Genomic DNA, 18,554 nt, shown 5'->3' with positions numbered 1-18,554 from the left:
GGAGGGTTAGCGATGAAAGTAAGACCATCAGTTAAGCCTATTTGCGAAAAGTGCAAGATAATAAGAAGAAAAGGAAGAGTAATGGTAATCTGTGAAAATCCTAAGCACAAACAAAAACAAGGCTAATAGGTAAAAACATATAATAATTTTAGTCAATTAGTTAATTCTTATTGACTTTTATTAAAAACTCACATATTATTATATAGGCAAATAATAATGTGATTAAGTTTTAGGTGCGGCTGCAGTAAAAAATACTGGCCTAAAATTTTAAATATAAAAAACAATACATTGATTTACAAAATTTAAGACTTCAATTATCAGGAGGTGTAATTAATGGCAAGAATAGCAGGTGTAGACCTACCAAAAGAAAAAAGAGTAGAAATAGGTCTAACATATATATATGGTATAGGATTACCTACATCACAAAAGATTCTTAAAGATACAGGAATAAATCCAGACACAAGAGTTAAGGATCTTACAGAAGATGAAGTTAATTCAATAAGAAATATAGTTAAAGAAATGACTATAGAAGGTGACTTAAGAAGGGAAGTTGCTCTTAATATAAAGAGACTTGTTGAAATAGGTTGCTATAGAGGAATAAGACACAGAAAAGGTCTTCCAGTTAGAGGACAAAAAACTAAGACTAATGCTAGAACTAGAAAAGGTCCTAAGAAGACTATAGCTAATAAGAAGAAGTAGTTTAAGGAGGGAAGACAATGGCAGCTCAAAAAGTTAAAAAGACTAGAAGAAGAAAAGAGAGAAAAAATGTTGAGCATGGAGCAGCACATATCCAATCAACTTTTAATAACTCAATAGTTACTTTAACTGATGCTAGAGGAAATGCTTTATCATGGGCAAGTGCTGGTGGACTAGGATTTAAAGGTTCAAGAAAAAGCACACCATTTGCAGCTCAAATGGCAGCAGAAACAGCAGCTAAAGCAGCTATGGAACACGGTTTAAAAAGCGTTGAGGTTTACGTAAAAGGACCTGGTGCAGGTAGAGAAGCAGCAATAAGAAGTTTGCAAGCAGCAGGATTAGAAGTTACTTTAATAAAAGATGTAACTCCAATACCACACAATGGATGTAGACCACCAAAAAGAAGAAGAGTTTAGTAACATAATAGTAGGAGGTGTAAGTAATGGCAAGATATACTGGAGCTACATGTAGACTATGTAGAAGAGAAGGTATGAAATTATTCCTAAAAGGGGATAGATGCTTTACAGATAAATGTGCTTTTGTTAGAAGAAGTTATGCGCCAGGACAACATGGAGCAAGCAAAAAGAAAATATCTAACTATGGAACACAATTAAGAGAAAAGCAAAAAGCTAAAAGAATTTACGGAGTTCTTGAAAGTCAATTCAGAACAACTTATGAAAGAGCTGAAAAGATGAAAGGAATTGCCGGTGAAAATTTATTAAAATTACTAGAAATGAGATTAGATAACGTAGTATTTAGATTAGGTTTTGGTGCATCTAGAACAGAAGCTAGACAATTAGTTACTCATGGACATTTCTTAGTAAATGGTAAAAAAGTAGATATTCCATCATACAGAGTATCTGTTAATGATGTTATAACTGTTTGTGAAAAAAGTAGAGGAACTGAAAAGTTCAAAACTTTTGCTGAAAATCCAAAAGCTTTACCAAAATGGTTAACAGCTAATGTTGAAAATTTTGAAGGTAAAGTTATAGCTGAACCAGTTAGAGAAGATATTGATGTTCCAGTTAATGAAACTCTAATTGTTGAGTTATATAGTAAATAATAGCTAATATTAATTTGTTTAGTATTGGATCAGTTGCCCTCATATAAGGTTGCAATGGAAATTGAAGGAGGGTTTGCTAATGTTAGAAATAGAAAAGCCAGTTATTCAGTGTGTGGAGTCAAGCGATGATGGGACTTATGGCAAGTTTGTTATAGAACCACTTGAAAGAGGATATGGAATTACTCTTGGAAATGCATTAAGAAGAATACTACTTTCTTCTTTACCAGGAGTAGCACCATCATCAGTTAAAATAGATTCAGTTCTTCATGAATTTTCAACTATAAAAGGTGTTAAAGAAGATGTTACAGAGATAATCTTAAATCTTAAAGCTTTAGCCCTTAAAATGGAAGGTGAAGGACCAAAAACTATTTATATAGATGCACAAGGACCAGGAGTTGTTAGTGGTGCAGATATAAAAACAGATGGTGATGTAGAAGTTGTAAATAAGGATTTACATATAGCTACATTAGATAATGATGGTAAATTATATATGGAGATAGTTGTTAATAGAGGAAGAGGGTATGTTTCACAAAATAAAAACAAAACTGAAGATCTTCCATTATCAGCTATAGCAATAGACTCTATATATACTCCTGTGAAGAGAGTTAATTTTACTGTTGAAAATACAAGAGTTGGTCAAATTACAGATTATGACAAACTTACTCTTGAAATTTGGACTAATGGAACTATAAAAATAGAGGAAGCAATTTCTTTATCAGCAAAAATTCTTATAGAGCACTTCAAATTATTCATGACTTTAACAGACAATGCTAACGACGTTGAAATAATGATTGAAAAAGAAGAAGATAAAAAAGAAAAAGCATTAGAAATGACTATTGAGGAATTAGATTTATCAGTTAGATCTTATAACTGTTTAAAGAGAGCCGGAATCAACACTGTACAAGAGCTTGCAACAAAGAGTATGGATGATATGATGAAGGTTAGAAACCTTGGTAAGAAATCTCTAGAAGAAGTAGAGAGAAAATTAACAGAGTTAGGCTTAAATTTAAAGTTAAGCGATGAGTAGTTGAGGAGGTAAAGTCATGGCAGGATATCGTAAATTAGGTCGTCCTACTGATCAAAGAAGAGCTATGTTGAGAAATCTTGTTACAAGTTTTTTAAAACATGGTAAAATAGAAACAACAGAAACTAGAGCTAAAGAAACTAGAAGTATTGCAGAAAAAATGATTACTCTTGCAAAAAGAGGAGATTTACATGCAAGAAGACAAGTATTAGCTTATGTAACTGAAGAAGCAGTAGTTCAAAATTTATTTGATAATATCGCTCCTAAGTATGCTGAAAGAAACGGTGGATACACTAGAATGTATAAAGTGGGTCCAAGAAGAGGTGACGGAGCTGAGGTTGTTATACTTGAGTTAGTATAATAGCATTCTGGGATTAAGTTATGCTTAATCCCTTTTTTGCATTTTTAAACTTAATTATCTTAATGTTGAGGGGATTATAGAGTTGTATAGTTCTTCTTAGAAGTATTATTTGAGAAATTTTAAAATTAAAATATAAATTGATGATATAATTAATTAATCTTAAATTTATATAATTATAAAATAATATTATTGATGTGATAAGATTAAATTGTTAATATTATTTTATAATTATATAAGAATAATATTTTAATTTATGTAAAATAGGAGGTGTTTGAATGAAAGAAAAAATGATTTTTTGTAAGGATTTATTTTTTAAATATATGAACTATGAAGACAAAACTGAAAAAATAGCTATAGATAATGTTAGTATGGATGTAAAAGAAGGAGAATTTCTAGTTATTTTAGGACAAAATGGTTCAGGAAAATCAACAATTGCAAAACATATGAATGCACTTATTTTGCCAAGTGGCGGAAAAATGTTTGTAGATAATTTAGATACGTCAAATAACAGTAATTTATGGGATATAAGAAGCAAGGCAGGGATGGTATTTCAAAATCCTGATAATCAGTTAGTTGCAACAGTAGTAGAAGAAGATGTTGCTTTTGGTCCTGAAAACTTGGGAGTTGAGCCTTTAGAAATAAGAAAAAGAGTTGATGAAAGTTTAAAATCAGTTGGGATGTATGAATATAGAAAGCATGCACCGCATTTATTATCAGGAGGACAAAAGCAAAGAATTGCAATAGCAGGTATACTTGCTATGATGCCTAAGTGCATTATATTAGATGAGCCCACAGCAATGTTAGATCCTATTGGAAGAAAGGAAGTAATAAGTACTATAAAATCTATAAATAAAAATAATAAAATAACAATAGTGTTAATAACACACTATATGGATGAAGCAGCACAAGCTGATAGAATTATAGTTATGGATAATGGTAAAAAAACCATGGAGGGAACTCCTAGAGAAATTTTTTCTCAGGTAGAAAAAATGAAAAAAATTGGATTAGATGTTCCACAAGTAACAGAACTAGCTTATGAACTTAATAAGGAAGGTGTAAACATATCGACAGATATTTTAAATATAGATGAAATGGTGAGTGAATTATGTCAATTAAAATAGAAAATTTAAGTTACACATATATGCCTAAAACGCCTTTTGAAAAAAAAGCTTTAATAAACATTAATTGTGAATTTTATGATGGTGAGTTTATAGTCTTAATCGGGCATACTGGATCTGGAAAATCTACTTTAATACAACATTTAAATGGTCTTTTAAAACCAACAGAAGGAAAAATAATAGTAGATGGTATAGATATCACAGATAAAAAAGTTAAATTAACTAATATCAGAAAAAATATTGGATTAGTATTTCAATATCCAGAATATCAATTGTTTGAAGAAACAATTGAAAAGGATATAGAATTTGGTCCAAGGAATTTAGGCTTATCTGAAGAAGAAATAACAAGAAGAGTAAAAAGAGCAATGAAGATGGTTGATTTAGATTATGATACATATAAAGATAAATCTCCTTTTGATTTAAGTGGTGGTCAAAAAAGAAGAGTAGCAATAGCTGGAGTTATAGCTATGGAACCTAAGGTTTTGATACTAGATGAACCAATAGCAGGTTTAGATCCTAAGGGTAGAGATGATATTTTGAATCAAATAAGGAAATTACATGATGATTATAAAATAACTACTATAATGATAAGTCATAGTATGGAAGATGTAGCTAAAGTTGCAGATAGAGTTGTTGTTATGAATCATGGAAGCATTATTCTTGATGGAAAAGTTTCTGATGTCTTTAAGGAAGTTGATGTTTTAGAGGATATAGGGCTTGGGGTTCCGCAAGTGACTTATTTACTCAGAGAACTTAGAAAAAAGGGATTTGATATATCAGATGATATATATACAATTAAAGATGCTAAGAAAGCCATACTTGAATATTTAAATAAAAATTAGCAGAAAGGGCTTTAAGATATGTTAAAGGATATAAATATAGGGCAGTATGTTCCAGGTAGCTCATTTATACATAAATTAGATCCACGAACAAAGATACTTATAACTTTTTTCTTTATAATAACTCTATTTTTTATAAATAAGTTTTATGGATATATTTTTGTGGTTATTTTTCTTGGAATAGTAATATTGTTATCTAAATTAAGTTTTAAATATATATATAAAGGGGTAAAGCCAATATTTATATTAATACTTATTACTGCAGTTCTTAATGTATTTTTAGTAACGGGGACTCCAGAAACATTAGTATTTAAATTGGGCTTTATATCTATATATACACAGGGTATAAAAACAGCAATATTTATGGCTTTGAGACTTATATTTTTAATAATGGGTACATCAATAATGACTCTTACAACATCACCAATAGAGTTAACTGATGGAATAGAAAAATTATTAGCTCCATTTAAAAAAGTAGGTTTGCCAGCTCATGAGTTAGCAATGATGATGACAATTGCTTTGAGATTTATACCAACTCTTATAGATGAAACAGATAAGATAATGAAAGCACAACAGGCAAGGGGGGCAGATTTTGAAACAGGAAACTTAGTGCAAAAGGCTAAAAATTTAATTCCACTTTTAGTTCCTCTTTTTATAAGTTCATTTAGAAGAGCAGATGAATTGGCAATGGCTATGGAGGCTAGATGTTATAGAGGTGGAGAAGGTAGAACTAGGATGAAACAATTAAAATTAGAGAAGAAAGATGCTGTTGCATTTGTAGTATACATAGTATTTTTAATTCTATGTATTGTTTCAAGATTTGGACCTAGTTTAGTATTATAGTTTAAAAATTGTATTATAGGATAGATTATGTGTAATCTTAGCATAATCTATTTTTATACTAAAATTATAAGATTTCAAGGAGCAATAAATGAGAAATATAAAGCTTACAATAGAGTATGATGGAACAAGGTACTATGGATGGCAAAGACAACCTATAGGAAATACAATTCAACAAGAATTAGAGAAAGCTATATCTAAAGTAATCAAGGAGTATGTAGAAGTCATAGGAAGTAGCAGAACTGATTCTGGTGTTCATGCTAAAGGATATGTAGCTAATTTTAAAACAAATGTAAAAATGCCAGCTGAAAAGTTTAGAGATGCCATAAATTGCAAATTACCTCGAGATATAGTTATAATAAAATCAGAAGAGGTTGATTTAGATTTTCATGCTAGGTATTCTAGTAAAGGAAAAACGTATTGTTATACCATATTAAATAGGGAATATCCATGTGCTATAGATAAGGATTATGTATATTATTATAGGTGGAAGCTTAATGTTGAGGAGATGAAAAAGGCGTGTAAATATTTTTTGGGAACTCACGATTTTAAAGCTTTTCAAACTCCTGGAGGCTCTGTTAAAACATCAATAAGAACAATAAGTGACTTACATATAGAAACAAACGTAAATAATATAAAAATATATATATCTGCAGACGGTTTTTTATATAATATGGTAAGGATAATAGTAGGAACATTAATTTTAGTTGGAAGTAATAAAATAAAAGAAGATTTTGTAAAAAATATTATAGAGTCTGGAGTAAGACAAAATGCCGGAAAATGTGCTCCTGCTAATGGACTTTGCTTAGAGAAAGTTTTTTATTAAATTATATTAAAAATATGTTGACACGCCCGTAAGCGTGTATTATAATGATATATGTTTGTAAGAGAAGTATGTATAGATTTTTATTCATAGATCTTAACATAGAGCACGATTAATTAAAATTAACCTATTCGAAATTTTTAGGGAGGGAAAAACATGAAATCATACATTGCGAAAGCACAAGACGTTGAAAGAAAATGGTATGTTGTTGATGCTGCTGGAAAGCCACTAGGAAGAGTTGCTAGCCAAGTTGCAACAATATTAAGAGGAAAGAATAAGCCAACATTTACACCAAATGTTGATTGCGGAGATTTCGTTATAATAATAAATGCTGAGAAAGTTGTTTTAACTGGTAAAAAGTTAGATCAAAAAATGATGAGAAAACATAGCCTATATCCAGGTGGATTAAAAGAAACTCCATACAGAGAAGTATTAGAAAAGAAACCTGAATTTGCTTTTGAAGAAGCTGTAAGAAGAATGCTTCCATCAGGAGTTTTAGGAAGAAAAATGTTAAAGAAATTAAAAGTATATAGAGGTTCTGAGCATAATCATGCAGCTCAAAATCCAGAAGTACTTGAATTAAGATACTAATATAATAGTCTCGGGAGGAGGAATAGTAATGGCAAAAGTTCAATATATGGGAACTGGTAGAAGAAAAAAATCAGTTGCAAGAGTAAGACTTGTACCAGGTGAAGGTAAAGTTATAGTAAATAAAAGAGAAATCGAAACATATTTCGGATTAGAAACTTTAAGAGTTATAGTTAATCAACCATTAGTATTAACTGCAACTAAAGATAAATTTGACGTTTTAGTTAATGTATATGGTGGTGGATTATCAGGTCAAGCAGGAGCTATAAGACATGGTATATCAAGAGCTTTATTAAAAGCTGATGAAAATTTAAGACCAGAATTAAAGAAAGCTGGATTTTTAACTAGAGATCCAAGAATGAAAGAAAGAAAGAAATACGGTCTTAAAAAAGCAAGAAGATCTCCACAATTCTCAAAGAGATAGTTTGTGGTTTAAAAAAAGAGAGGAAATTTCCTCTCTTTTTTTATTTACATTGATTATTATTAATGCTAAACTTTTAGTGAATTAAGGATTTAGTACATACTATAATACTTTTTGGAAAAAATAAATATAGGTTTTTTAAGTATTTAAATAATGGATGTTAGGAATAGGTAAAAAATGATATTTAATTTTGTTATGGAAAGGAACTATTATGGTATGAAAGTTAAAAGATTTATTAAGAGTATATCAATGGTAGCATTAACTTTAGTATTAATTTTATGTTTTTTAATAACAGGAACTTTGGTTAAAGCTGAAGAAAAGGAAGAGGGTAGTAGTGAAAAAATAATACTTATAGATCCTGGTCATGGAGGAATGGATGGTGGTGCTAAGGGTAATGATGGAACGTTGGAGAAAGATATAAACTTAGCAATATCTTTAAAATTAAAATCTACTTTAGAAGAAAAGGGATATAGAGTAGCAGTAACTAGAGAAGCAGATGCTGATTTACACACTAAGGGAGATACGGTAAGAGAAAAAAAAAGAGATGATTTGGCTAATAGAGTTAAAATGAAAGAGGAAACAAAGTGTGATATTTTTATAAGTATTCATCAAAATATGTTTCCACAAAGCAACTGCAAAGGTGCACAGGTTTGGTATGCAGCAGATGATAGCAGTAAGCTTTTAGGGGAGGCTTTGCAAGAAAGTTTTAAACTTAATTTAGATGGGAATAATCATAGAGTAGCAAAGCAAGCTAAAGAGGAGTATAGAATACTTAGAAATAACAAAGGGTGTGCTGCGGTCATTGCAGAATGTGGATTTTTATCCAATCCAGAAGAGTTAGAGTTATTACAGAGTGATGATTATCAAAATAAAATAGTCTATTCTTTAGTTCAAGGAATTGATAAGTATTTTTTACAAAATAAATAAGAGCTTGTATCGATTTAGATACAGCTCTTTTCATTATATAGAATTTCTAAAACCTTTTCCACGAACTTCAGATACATTCATAACAGTAATAAATGCCTTAGGATCTATTAGATGGATTGTATTTTTAAGTTCAATCATTTGTCTTGGTGTAACAAGGCAATAGAGCATTTTTTTCTTATCATGTGTATATTCTCCTTCTGCCAAAAGAGATGTAACACCTCTATGAAGGTCATTTATTATATAACTTATAACAAGTTGCTCTTTTTCGGTTATTATAAATAATAATTGTTTGTTATTAGTACCCTTTATAACCTTGTCTAAAACCATGCCTTGTATAAACATACTTATAAGAGTGTATAGAGCCATAGGAACCCCAAAAAATGTTGATGCAACAGCTACAATAATTAAGTTTATAGCAAATCCTAAGCTTCCAATATTAAAATTAGAATATTTTTTTCTAATAAGCATATTGACAATATCTGTTCCACCGGTAGAACCATTTCTTGAAAAGACGATTCCATAACCTAGACCACAAAGAATTCCTCCATATATGCAATAAAGTAATGTATCATTTAGTGATACAAGACTTGAAAGTGGTGATGTAATTATAAGGCATGCGGATAAAGAAATCATTCCAATACCAGTATATAGTGTGAATTTTTTTGGTAATTTGAAATAACTAAGAATGAATAATGGTATGTTTATTATAAATACAGTTATACCAGAATTTATTCTAGTAAGATATTGAATTATAAGTCCAACTCCAGTAGCTCCACCACTTATTAGCTGAGCATTAGCTAAAAACATATTAACTCCTAGAGATGATATGAAACATCCTAAAAAGATTAATATGCAGTCAAGAATAAAGCCACTTGTGCTCTTCATAAATTTCATAAAATTATCTCCTTAACTTAATTATGAAATGATATAGATGTAATTATAATAGATATTATTGTAATATTAAATATTTTTTTATTAAAATTTAATTAATATTAATATTTTGCTCAATAGTATTAAAATGAGTAATTGTTTATAAAGTAAATTTAGACAATTATATTGGTAAGTCATAATAAAAATATAAATTATATTTGTAACTTTTATATTTTATTATAAAATATATATAGAAAGTTAAAGAGGTGTTTATTAATGGATAAATTCAATGTATTAGTTGTAGATGATGAAAAAGAAATAAGAGATGCTATAGATATATATTTAAGGGGGGAGGGGATAAATGTAATAAAGGCTAAGGATGGTCTTGAAGCTTTAGAAGTTTTAGATAAAGAGGATGTTCATTTAGTTGTTTTAGATTTAATGATGCCAAGATTAGACGGTATGCAGACATGTATGAAAATAAGGGAAACCAGAAATATGCCGATTATAATGTTATCTGCAAAATCCGAGGATAGCGATAAAATATTAGGATTAAATATAGGAGCAGATGATTATGTTACAAAACCTTTTAATAATTTAGAATTGGTTGCTAGAGTAAAATCACAACTTAGAAGGTATGAGAAACCTTTAAGCATAGAAAATTCACAAGATACGATAATTATAAAAGATTTACTAATAGATAATATAAATAAAAAAGTAGTTTTGAGAGGTAATGAAGTAAAACTTACTGCTACTGAATATAAAATATTAATTCTTTTAGCTTCACATCCAGGAAGAATCTTTTCGATAAAAGAAATTTATGAGAAAGTATGGGAAGAGGCTTTTTATAAGAGTGAGAATACAGTAACTGTACATATAAGAAGAATGAGAGAGAAGATAGAGATAAACTCAAAAGACCCTGAATATATAAAGGTGGTGTGGGGTATTGGTTATAAAGTGGATAAATAAAATAAGGTTTTGGTGGCGTGATTATAGAATTTGGGTTAGAAATGTAGAAAATATATTTATAATAGGTTCTTTGATAATATTTCCAGCGATGTTGATTATTTTATTTGGAGGAAATTCATATCAAAGTTTAGTCAAGATAAATTATACTCAAGGATCTTATATAGAACCAAGGGTAAATTATGTGGATGCTTTAATAAATCCTAAAAAGTATGAAGAAGGGAAGCTTTTAGAAAGATCAGCAGAGTTATCTAATGTAATTTATAATCAGACAGATTATTTAAAGGATATAAAAAATGCTACAACAAAAGATGAACAAGATATTGTAAAGCAAAAAATATTACAGTTATCCACGTATTATATTGGAGTTGTAATAATTGATAAAACAACGGGAGATTATTATTCAAATAGAAGTTGGTTTTATGATCCGCCATACGCTTTATCCACTCCAAAAAATATTATACAAGAGTTAGCTAAGAATGAAAATTTAACTTATATAACTTTAAATCCTGCTGAAGATATAGAAGAAATATATTTTTATCAAGGTGAAATGTATATACAAGAAGTTAATGCTATTAGAACATCTTTTTTTATATTATTAATATGTACAATAATTTTAGTTGTTTTTCTTGTAAAAAAAATATATATGATAAAGAATCTTGGATTTAAAAAATATAAAATTAGTTTAAAACAAGGATATTTATTTAAATTATTTAGAGCTATTAGGGCTATATTTAAAACTAGGATAATAGTAGAGGAAATAATAAAAGATAAAGTATTTTTATTTATTATTTTTGCTACAATAATATATCTTTTATTTTGGTGGATTGCAAGTGCTATTGATTTTTGGCTTGGGTATCCAAGTGGATATTCATATATTTATTATGTAGGAATAGGTGTTGGAATTGCAATTATTGTATTTCTATTTGTACATTTTGTAATAAAATATATATTAAAATATGATTCGCTAGCAACTATTATATATGATATAGATGAAATAAAAAAAGGTAATATGGAACTTGAAGTTGAATATGGAAATGACAAGCAGATATCAGAGCTTGCAAAAGGGATAAATGATTTGAGGTTAAATTATAAAGATTCTATTGAAGAGGGAATAAGAAATGAAAAACTAAAAACTGAGCTTATATCAAATGTTTCTCATGATTTAAAAACTCCATTAACTTCCATAATAAATTATGTAAACATACTTCAAAGAGATGATATAAGTGAAGATGAGAAAAAAGAATGTATAAAAATATTAGAAACTAAATCGCATAGATTAAAGAGATTAATTGATGATCTTTTTGAAGTGTCAAAAATGAATTCAGGAAAAGTTGATTTATATGAAATGGATATAGATATAATTCAACTTATATACCAGTCTATTATGGAGGTTGAAGATTTATATATAGAGAAGAAAATGGAATTTAAGGTTAAAGCTCCAGATGAGTTGAAAATAAATGTAGACCCTGAAAAGATGTCTAGGGTATTTCAAAATCTTGCGACAAACTCTTTAAAATATGGTTTGGAAAATACAAGGATATATGTGGATATAAAAGATTTTGATGATAGAGCCGAAATATCTTTTAAGAATGTATCTGCTTTTGAATTAGATTTTAATGAAAGTCAAATATTAGAAAGATTTGCAAGGGGAGATAAATCAAGGAATTCAACTATAGAGGGTTCTGGGCTAGGCTTAGCTATAGCTAAAACTATTGTTGAACTTCATGAAGGATTGTTTAAAGTAGAATGTGAGGGAGATTTGTTTAAGGCATATGTAATACTTCCAAAAACAAAACTTAAATAATAGTTAAAAGAATTGGTTAATCCAATGTTCAAACAGGATTATAATTGATACTTTAAAAAAATTAAATAAGGAAACATGAAAAAATTATATTAAGTTCATAAGAAATTAGGAGATACAAAGAGTATTAATTAGAATATAAATGATAAATTTATTTTAATGGTTAAAAAGATAATGATAATCATTTTCAATTAATCAATATATATGATATTATAATATCATAAAATGAACATTAGGAGGTTTAATATGGCTAAGATGATGGAACCTCGTTTCAAGATGTGCAGAAGGCTTGGATTAAATGTAATAGGGCATCCAAAGGCCATGGAACGAGCATTTAAAGGAACAAGTAGGGCAGATAAAAAATTATCCGATTACGGAACTCAATTATTAGAAAAGCAAAGATTAAGAGCTTATTATGGTGTTATGGAAAAGCAATTTGCTAGATATGTAGAAAAGGCATTTAATAGCAAAGAACAGCCAGGTGAAGCTTTACTTATGATATTGGAATCTAGATTAGATAATATGGTCTATAGAATGGGTTTTGCTAATTCTATAAGGCAAGCTAGACAAATGGTGAATCATGGACATTTTTTAGTTAATGGAGAAAAGGTAAATATACCTTCTTTTAGACTAAAAGTAGAAGATGAGGTTGTTTTAAGAGAAAAATCAAGAAAAACAGAAATGTTCACAAACAACTTTATAAATAATATAGGAAATGAAGTTCCATATATATCTAAAGATGAAAATAGTTTTAAAGGAATATTTATTAGAAAACCTAAGAGAGAAGAACTTCCAATAATCATACAAGAACAGTTAATAGTTGAGTTTTACTCTAAATAATAATTGAATACTTCTTAAATACATTTTGTTCTTTTAGAAATATCTTGCAAGTTATACTTCTGATGTTACTAAACTCTTAAATACTTGAAGGGGTGCTGACCTTCAAGTATTTTTTATTTAATTTTTAATTTTTTTTACGTCAATATTATATTTTTTGCATTTTAAAGATATGGTTCTATGGGTTAATCCTAAAGCTTTTCCAGCTTTATTAAATGTTTTATATTTTTCAATAGCCATTTTTATTATTTGCTTTTCATATTCTTCAAAAGGAAGAATATTGTCTTTATCTAAATCAAATTTATTAGGATTCTCTATTGTAGGTTTTAAATATGATGGTAAATAAAAACTTGAAATATATTTTTCATCACAAAAATTCATAGCTCTTTCTATTATATTTTCAAGTTCTCGTATATTTCCAGGCCATTGATATTGTTGAAGCAGATTTAATGCGTCATTAGATATTCCTAAGATATTTTTGTTTAATTTGATATTTAATTTTTTTATAAAATATTCAACCAAATCAGGAATGTCTTCTTTTCTTTCTCTAAGAGCAGGCAGATTAATTCCTATTACATCTAATCTGTAATACAAATCTTGCCTAAATGTTTTTTCTTTTATCATTTCTTCGAGATTTCTATTAGTAGCAGCAATAACCCTAACATCAATAGAAATTGGATTTATTCCTCCTATAGGATCTATTTCCATTTCTTGAAGTACTCTTAAAAGTTTAACTTGCATAGAAAGAGGCATGTCTCCTATTTCGTCTAAGAATATTGTTCCACCATCAGCAATTAAGAATTTACCTGGTTTACTTTTGGTAGCCCCTGTAAAAGAACCTTTTTCATACCCAAAAAGTTCACTTTCTAAAAGATTTTCAGGGATAGAGGCACAGTTAACTCGTACAAAAGGTTTGTCATGCCGAGTACTATTGTTGTGCACAGCCTTAGCAATTAATTCTTTACCAGTGCCACTTTCACCTCTTATTAAAATTGTAGAAGTTGTTTTTGAGGTCTTTTCGCATATATATAGAATGTCTTTTAGAGTTCTGCTAGAACCTATGATGTTATTAAAAGATGAATTATTAGAAATTTGTTTAAAGAATTCTTCTTTATAATAGTTAAGCTCTTCTTGTGATTTATTTAGTTTTCCTATAAGCTCTTTTAGTTCATTAATAGGTCTTGCTGTTGATATAACTCCAACAAACTCGTTATCTATAAATAATGGTTCTATATTACCTATTACATTAACATTATTAATAGAATAAATAGCATCATTGAATTTTGATTTATTTTTAAATGATTTACCAATATAGCCATTAGGTTCTATATCTGTGATATGTTTACCAAGAATATTTTGAGCCTTTAAATTGCTATGTTTAATGTATGCTGGATTAATATAATTTATAATTCCATTTTTATCCAAAAAACAAATCATATCTTGAGAATTTTCTAAAATTTTAGTAAATTTTTCATTTAATTCTTTTATACCAACTAAATTAGAGACATCTTGTATAACAGCAACAGCGCCTATTATTTTATTGTTCATAAAAAGAGGAGATCTATTTACAAGTGCTGATTTATTTTTTATATGCAGTACTTGTCCGAATTGTTTTAAGCCTTTTTTTAAAATCATTGGTAAATCAGAATAAGGAATAATATCCTTAATATTTTTTCCTATAACATCCTTAAAACTTTTTTCTAAAAATTTTAATGCATATTCATTTATTGTTGTTATATTTTCATAGGAATCTATAACTAATATACCAATTGGAACATTTTCTAATACCTGTTCTTTAGCTATTATTGTTTCATCTATAAATTCATCAATTTTAACATTAGCAGATGGATTTATAGAATTTATAAACTCATCTATATATTGAATTAATGACATTACAGCTATTTTCCCTAGCATACCTTCTTCGTTACAACCAATACTTATTTTATCATTATTTGAAATTTTTAAAGAAAGAATAGCTAACATGCTCATACCAAGCCATTGGGAATATTCTTTTTTCTTTATATATAAAGTAACTTTGTATTTTGATTGAATTTCTGAAGCTTTATTAACTATCATAGCTGAATATCTTGTATGAAGACCTTGGCGATTTTTAAAGGTTATTTCTTGAAAAAACATATTATGATACTCCTTATAAGTAATTATTGATAAAAAATATCAATTTTAAAATATATTGATATTTTTTATCAATGATTATAAATAACATTATTAATAGGTTTATATCAATATTATACATTATAAAATAAAAAAAATATAAAAGTTGATAAAAAATATCAAAAAATTAAATTATTATTTTATATTGTAACAAAAAATTCTCTATAATAACAAAATAATAAAAAGATTTTGAATTTTATTAATTTATTAGTAAATATAAGATGTTTTCAAGGAAATATTATTTCTAATTTTAACTTTAAATAAAAAAATACATTAATTTTTTTAAGTTGGCATGTTTATTGCTAATAAAAATAAATAAAGTTTATTTTATTGAATTTTAATATAATTTAAATAAATTATGTTTGTTTTAGGAGGCAGTTATGATAAAAAGTGGTATTGCAGCATCAAAAGGATATGCTATAGGAAAAGTGTTTATACAAGAGCATGAAGAAATAATTATAAATGATAATAAAATTTCAGATATAGAAGCAGAAAAAAATTTATTGAGAGTATCATTACAGGCTTCAAGGGAACAGTTAACTAAGATTAAAGAAAAAACTTTAAATGAAATTGGTCAACATGAGGCTCAAGTTTTTGAAGCTCATTTAATGTTGTTAGATGATGTTGAATTTACAGGTCAAATGGAAATGACTATAGAAAATGAGAGTTTAAATGCTATGAAGGCTGTACAAAATGTTACAGATACTTTTGTTATGATATTTGATTCTATGGACGATCCATATATGAGAGAAAGAGCAGCTGATATAAAAGATGTTTCAAAAAGAATAATTTCTAATTTAGCAGGAAAAGGTGGAAGTGATTTTGCTATAACAGAAGAAAATACAGTAATTGTTGCCCATGATTTAACTCCATCTGATACAGCACAATTAGATAGAAGTAAGGTTATAGGTTTTTTAACTAACATTGGAGGGAGAACATCTCACTCAGCTATAATGGCTAGAACGTTGGAAATTCCAGCAGTAGTAGGGTTAGGAGATATAACAGCTTCAGTGAATAATGGAGATATGATTATAGTAGATGGTATGGAAGGACTAGCAATAATAAATCCAGATCAACAAACTATAAATGAATATATTTCTAAAAAAGAGAAATTTCATACAGAACAAGAAGAGTTAAAGAAACTTATAGATGTTAAAACTATGACTAAGGGTGGAAGAAGAGTTGAGGTTTGTGGTAACATAGGTAAACCACAAGATATAGACCAAGTATTAGCTAACGGTGGAGATGGTGTTGGTCTATTTAGAACTGAATTCTTATATATGGATAGAGAATCTGCACCAACTGAAGAAGAACAATTTGAAAGCTATAAATATGTTTTAGAAAAAGCATGTGGTAAGCAAGTAGTTATAAGAACATTAGATATAGGTGGAGATAAAACACTTCCATATTTACCATTGCCAGAAGAAATGAATCCATTCTTAGGATATAGAGCAATAAGACTTTGCTTAGATAGAAAAGATATATTTAAGGTTCAAATAAGGGCTTTACTTAGAGCGTCTGTATATGGAAATCTTGCTGTAATGTTTCCAATGATATCAGGTTTAGAAGAATTCCAAGCAGCAAAAGAATTTGTTGAGGAATGTAAAGCAGAATTAAAGAATGAAGGAATATCATATTCAGATTCAATTCAATGGGGTATCATGGTTGAAATTCCAGCAGCAGCAGTTTATGCTGATGAACTAGCAAAATACGTTGATTTCTTCTCAATAGGAACCAACGATTTAATACAATATACTTTAGCAGCAGATAGAATGAGTGAAAAAGTATCTTATCTTTACAACCCAATGCATCCATCAGTTTTAAGATTAATAAAAATGACTATAGATGGAGCACATAAACATGGTAAGTGGGTTGGAATGTGTGGAGAAATGGCAGGGGATGAAACTGCTATACCAACATTAGTTGAATATGGATTAGATGAATTTTCAATGAGTGCTACATCAATTTTATCAGCTAAAAAAATAATAATGGAACAAGAATAATTTAATTTGTAACAATACTTATTAACCCTAAGTTTTGTAAAGGTGTAGACAATTTGTCTACACCTTATTTAATAGTAAAATATTGACTAGAATATTTAAATATAATATAATAATTTGATATTTTAATAAGTTAGATTGGAGGAACTTATTATGGTAATGCATGTAAGTGCTAGCGATTTTGAAGAAGAGGTTTTAAAAGAAAAAGGTGTAGTTGTTGTAGATTTTTGGGCAACTTGGTGTGGACCATGTAAAATGATAGCTCCTATAGTAGAAGAACTAGATGAGGAAATGTCAAATGTTAAATTTGTAAAAGTAGATGTTGATAAAAATCCACAAATAGCTAATCAATATAAAATAGTAAGTATACCAACTTTAAAAATATTTAAAGATGGTAAGCTTATAAATACTTTAATAGGATTTAAAACTAAAGATGCATTAAAAATTGATGTAGAAGCATGTTTATAAAATGAAAAAAGAACTGTTTCATTATTTGAAACAGTTCTTTTTTTTATTGTGTTACATTAAAAAAAACATGCTGACCAATGGTTGTTACATTACATTTTTCTATTTCCTTCATCCAAGAACAAGTTGCTATTTTAGGATTGTAAAAATATAGGGCATTTTCTGTTGGATCTAAACCTTTAATAGCATCTTTAACTGCATTATAGCTATCACTATTTGGAGTTGCATTTATAACACCATTTACAACGCAAGAAAATGCATTTTTTTGTGTTATAACTCCTTCAACCGTATTTGGAAAGTTAGGACTAGTAACTCTATTTAGTATTACAGAAGCAACTGCAATTTTGCCAGTGTAAGGTTCACCTTTGCTTTCAGCAAAAACTACTTTTGCCATTAAATCTATATCTGATTTTGTTAAATAAACTTTTTTTGATGATGAATTAAAAACTTCAATTATTTCATCAGATTGAGAGAATAAATCAGTTTCTGTTAAAGGTTCATTAGTTATTTCGTCTTGAGTATGATTTAAATTTAATTCGCTTGTGTATATATAGTTATTTGTGATATTTTCCTTGTTAAAATTTTCTAGTCCTAAGGCATTTTTTTGACATATATTAGTGATAACAACAAAAATGAAGGTTAATAAAAAACATATATAAGTTTTCTTTTTCATATTGTCCTCCTAATATTAGTTTTATTTTACCTTGTATATTGTATCCATAAAGAGAAAGTTAATTCAT

21 protein-coding genes are annotated in these 18,554 nt (G+C 28.2%); 18 read left to right on the top strand and 3 right to left on the bottom strand.

All coding sequences use genetic code 11. The annotated features are described in order from the left end of the window. Window positions 1-12 precede the first annotated feature (12 nt). The 13 genes from rpmJ to cwlD all read left to right on the top strand — a co-directional run bounded on the left by rpmJ (window position 13) and on the right by cwlD (window position 8,700). Window positions 13-126, top strand: coding sequence for a 50S ribosomal protein L36 (gene rpmJ / locus HH195_RS09630; RefSeq protein WP_003448032.1), 114 nt, complete (start codon window positions 13-15; stop codon window positions 124-126). 207 nt (window positions 127-333) lie between these two features. Continuing rightward, window positions 334-699: a 30S ribosomal protein S13 gene (rpsM, locus tag HH195_RS09625; RefSeq protein ID WP_055259971.1), complete on the top strand. Its 366-nt coding sequence runs from the start codon at window positions 334-336 to the stop codon at window positions 697-699. Between the two features lie 17 nt (window positions 700-716). Next, the gene (rpsK, locus tag HH195_RS09620; protein WP_055259973.1) at window positions 717-1,112 is read left to right on the top strand and encodes a 30S ribosomal protein S11; all 396 of its coding nucleotides are present in this window, start codon (window positions 717-719) and stop codon (window positions 1,110-1,112) included. Between the two features lie 26 nt (window positions 1,113-1,138). After that, window positions 1,139-1,759 carry a 30S ribosomal protein S4 gene (gene rpsD / locus HH195_RS09615; RefSeq protein WP_055259975.1) on the top strand — a complete coding sequence of 207 codons (621 nt, stop codon included), beginning with the start codon at window positions 1,139-1,141 and terminating at the stop codon, window positions 1,757-1,759. Window positions 1,760-1,838: 79 nt separating this feature from the next. Further along, a complete protein-coding gene (locus HH195_RS09610) occupies window positions 1,839-2,786 on the top strand; it encodes a DNA-directed RNA polymerase subunit alpha (RefSeq protein ID WP_055259977.1) in 948 nt (315 codons plus the stop codon). Window positions 2,787-2,802: 16 nt separating this feature from the next. After that, window positions 2,803-3,144: a 50S ribosomal protein L17 gene (gene rplQ, locus HH195_RS09605; protein WP_055259979.1), complete on the top strand. Its 342-nt coding sequence runs from the start codon at window positions 2,803-2,805 to the stop codon at window positions 3,142-3,144. Window positions 3,145-3,419: 275 nt separating this feature from the next. Next, window positions 3,420-4,265 (top strand): energy-coupling factor transporter ATPase, encoded by an 846-nt coding sequence (locus HH195_RS09600; RefSeq protein ID WP_055259981.1) that lies wholly within the window; start codon window positions 3,420-3,422, stop codon window positions 4,263-4,265. Continuing rightward, entirely contained in the window at window positions 4,250-5,104 is an 855-nt protein-coding gene (locus HH195_RS09595) for an energy-coupling factor transporter ATPase (protein WP_055259983.1), read from the top strand. Before HH195_RS09600 ends, HH195_RS09595 begins: the two co-directional genes overlap by 16 nt. Window positions 5,105-5,122: 18 nt before the next feature. Next, the gene (locus HH195_RS09590) at window positions 5,123-5,944 is read left to right on the top strand and encodes an energy-coupling factor transporter transmembrane component T family protein (RefSeq protein ID WP_196370965.1); all 822 of its coding nucleotides are present in this window, start codon (window positions 5,123-5,125) and stop codon (window positions 5,942-5,944) included. Window positions 5,945-6,032: 88 nt separating this feature from the next. Next, window positions 6,033-6,767: a tRNA pseudouridine(38-40) synthase TruA gene (gene truA / locus HH195_RS09585; RefSeq protein WP_196370964.1), complete on the top strand. Its 735-nt coding sequence runs from the start codon at window positions 6,033-6,035 to the stop codon at window positions 6,765-6,767. Between the two features lie 153 nt (window positions 6,768-6,920). Beyond that, on the top strand, window positions 6,921-7,355 hold the full coding sequence (gene rplM / locus HH195_RS09580) for a 50S ribosomal protein L13 (RefSeq protein WP_055259989.1): 435 nt from the start codon (window positions 6,921-6,923) through the stop codon (window positions 7,353-7,355). 28 nt (window positions 7,356-7,383) lie between these two features. Next, complete coding sequence (gene rpsI, locus HH195_RS09575; RefSeq protein ID WP_055259991.1) at window positions 7,384-7,776, top strand: 30S ribosomal protein S9; 393 nt, start codon at window positions 7,384-7,386, stop codon at window positions 7,774-7,776. 192 nt (window positions 7,777-7,968) lie between these two features. Further along, window positions 7,969-8,700 (top strand): N-acetylmuramoyl-L-alanine amidase CwlD, encoded by a 732-nt coding sequence (gene cwlD, locus HH195_RS09570; protein ID WP_243278499.1) that lies wholly within the window; start codon window positions 7,969-7,971, stop codon window positions 8,698-8,700. Between the two features lie 33 nt (window positions 8,701-8,733). Here the strand turns inward: cwlD and HH195_RS09565 are convergent, their stop codons facing one another. Beyond that, complete coding sequence (locus tag HH195_RS09565) at window positions 8,734-9,594, bottom strand: YitT family protein (protein ID WP_196370963.1); 861 nt, start codon at window positions 9,592-9,594, stop codon at window positions 8,734-8,736. A 252-nt stretch (window positions 9,595-9,846) separates the two neighbouring features. Here HH195_RS09565 and HH195_RS09560 point away from each other — a divergent pair, with 252 nt between their 5' ends. The 3 genes from HH195_RS09560 (at window position 9,847) to rpsD (HH195_RS09550) (ending at window position 13,180) form a co-directional block, all read left to right on the top strand. Continuing rightward, a complete protein-coding gene (locus tag HH195_RS09560) occupies window positions 9,847-10,539 on the top strand; it encodes a response regulator transcription factor (RefSeq protein WP_055259995.1) in 693 nt (230 codons plus the stop codon). Beyond that, window positions 10,517-12,343 carry a sensor histidine kinase gene (locus HH195_RS09555; protein WP_243278498.1) on the top strand — a complete coding sequence of 609 codons (1,827 nt, stop codon included), beginning with the start codon at window positions 10,517-10,519 and terminating at the stop codon, window positions 12,341-12,343. The genes HH195_RS09560 and HH195_RS09555 overlap by 23 nt, the downstream gene beginning before the upstream one ends. 243 nt (window positions 12,344-12,586) lie before the next feature. Continuing rightward, complete coding sequence (gene rpsD, locus HH195_RS09550) at window positions 12,587-13,180, top strand: 30S ribosomal protein S4 (protein WP_196370962.1); 594 nt, start codon at window positions 12,587-12,589, stop codon at window positions 13,178-13,180. A 117-nt stretch (window positions 13,181-13,297) separates the two neighbouring features. Here rpsD (HH195_RS09550) and HH195_RS09545 read toward each other — a convergent pair whose 3' ends face one another. Next, on the bottom strand, window positions 13,298-15,313 hold the full coding sequence (locus HH195_RS09545; protein ID WP_196370961.1) for a sigma 54-interacting transcriptional regulator: 2,016 nt from the start codon (window positions 15,311-15,313) through the stop codon (window positions 13,298-13,300). A gap of 419 nt (window positions 15,314-15,732) precedes the next feature. Between HH195_RS09545 and ptsP the strand changes: the two genes are divergently transcribed. Together ptsP and trxA are read left to right on the top strand one after the other, a co-directional pair. Continuing rightward, window positions 15,733-17,352 (top strand): phosphoenolpyruvate--protein phosphotransferase, encoded by a 1,620-nt coding sequence (gene ptsP, locus HH195_RS09540; RefSeq protein WP_196371931.1) that lies wholly within the window; start codon window positions 15,733-15,735, stop codon window positions 17,350-17,352. A 150-nt stretch (window positions 17,353-17,502) separates the two neighbouring features. Beyond that, on the top strand, window positions 17,503-17,817 hold the full coding sequence (gene trxA / locus HH195_RS09535; protein WP_055260003.1) for a thioredoxin: 315 nt from the start codon (window positions 17,503-17,505) through the stop codon (window positions 17,815-17,817). Between the two features lie 43 nt (window positions 17,818-17,860). On the opposite strand, the gene HH195_RS09530 is transcribed toward trxA, so the two are convergent. Further along, on the bottom strand, window positions 17,861-18,487 hold the full coding sequence (locus tag HH195_RS09530; protein WP_196370960.1) for a cell wall hydrolase: 627 nt from the start codon (window positions 18,485-18,487) through the stop codon (window positions 17,861-17,863). Between the last annotated feature and the right edge of the window lie 67 nt (window positions 18,488-18,554).

This window comes from Candidatus Sarcina troglodytae, from assembly GCF_015708635.1.
Taxonomy (GTDB): Bacteria; Bacillota; Clostridia; order Clostridiales; family Clostridiaceae; genus Sarcina; species Sarcina ventriculi.
The sequence above is the reverse complement of the archived record's forward strand: the minus strand, read 5'-3'. Positions and strand labels throughout refer to the sequence as shown.

Coding starts and splice junctions, on each gene's coding strand:
- rpmJ (WP_003448032.1), top strand. CDS start 13: ATGAAAGTAAGACCATCAGTTAAGCCTATTTGCGAAAAGTGCAAGATA.
- rpsM (WP_055259971.1), top strand. CDS start 334: ATGGCAAGAATAGCAGGTGTAGACCTACCAAAAGAAAAAAGAGTAGAA.
- rpsK (WP_055259973.1), top strand. CDS start 717: ATGGCAGCTCAAAAAGTTAAAAAGACTAGAAGAAGAAAAGAGAGAAAA.
- rpsD (WP_055259975.1), top strand. CDS start 1,139: ATGGCAAGATATACTGGAGCTACATGTAGACTATGTAGAAGAGAAGGT.
- HH195_RS09610 (WP_055259977.1), top strand. CDS start 1,839: ATGTTAGAAATAGAAAAGCCAGTTATTCAGTGTGTGGAGTCAAGCGAT.
- rplQ (WP_055259979.1), top strand. CDS start 2,803: ATGGCAGGATATCGTAAATTAGGTCGTCCTACTGATCAAAGAAGAGCT.
- HH195_RS09600 (WP_055259981.1), top strand. CDS start 3,420: ATGAAAGAAAAAATGATTTTTTGTAAGGATTTATTTTTTAAATATATG.
- HH195_RS09595 (WP_055259983.1), top strand. CDS start 4,250: ATGTCAATTAAAATAGAAAATTTAAGTTACACATATATGCCTAAAACG.
- HH195_RS09590 (WP_196370965.1), top strand. CDS start 5,123: ATGTTAAAGGATATAAATATAGGGCAGTATGTTCCAGGTAGCTCATTT.
- truA (WP_196370964.1), top strand. CDS start 6,033: ATGAGAAATATAAAGCTTACAATAGAGTATGATGGAACAAGGTACTAT.
- rplM (WP_055259989.1), top strand. CDS start 6,921: ATGAAATCATACATTGCGAAAGCACAAGACGTTGAAAGAAAATGGTAT.
- rpsI (WP_055259991.1), top strand. CDS start 7,384: ATGGCAAAAGTTCAATATATGGGAACTGGTAGAAGAAAAAAATCAGTT.
- cwlD (WP_243278499.1), top strand. CDS start 7,969: ATGGAAAGGAACTATTATGGTATGAAAGTTAAAAGATTTATTAAGAGT.
- HH195_RS09565 (WP_196370963.1), bottom strand. CDS start 9,594: ATGAAATTTATGAAGAGCACAAGTGGCTTTATTCTTGACTGCATATTA.
- HH195_RS09560 (WP_055259995.1), top strand. CDS start 9,847: ATGGATAAATTCAATGTATTAGTTGTAGATGATGAAAAAGAAATAAGA.
- rpsD (WP_196370962.1), top strand. CDS start 12,587: ATGGCTAAGATGATGGAACCTCGTTTCAAGATGTGCAGAAGGCTTGGA.
- HH195_RS09545 (WP_196370961.1), bottom strand. CDS start 15,313: ATGTTTTTTCAAGAAATAACCTTTAAAAATCGCCAAGGTCTTCATACA.
- trxA (WP_055260003.1), top strand. CDS start 17,503: ATGGTAATGCATGTAAGTGCTAGCGATTTTGAAGAAGAGGTTTTAAAA.
- HH195_RS09530 (WP_196370960.1), bottom strand. CDS start 18,487: ATGAAAAAGAAAACTTATATATGTTTTTTATTAACCTTCATTTTTGTT.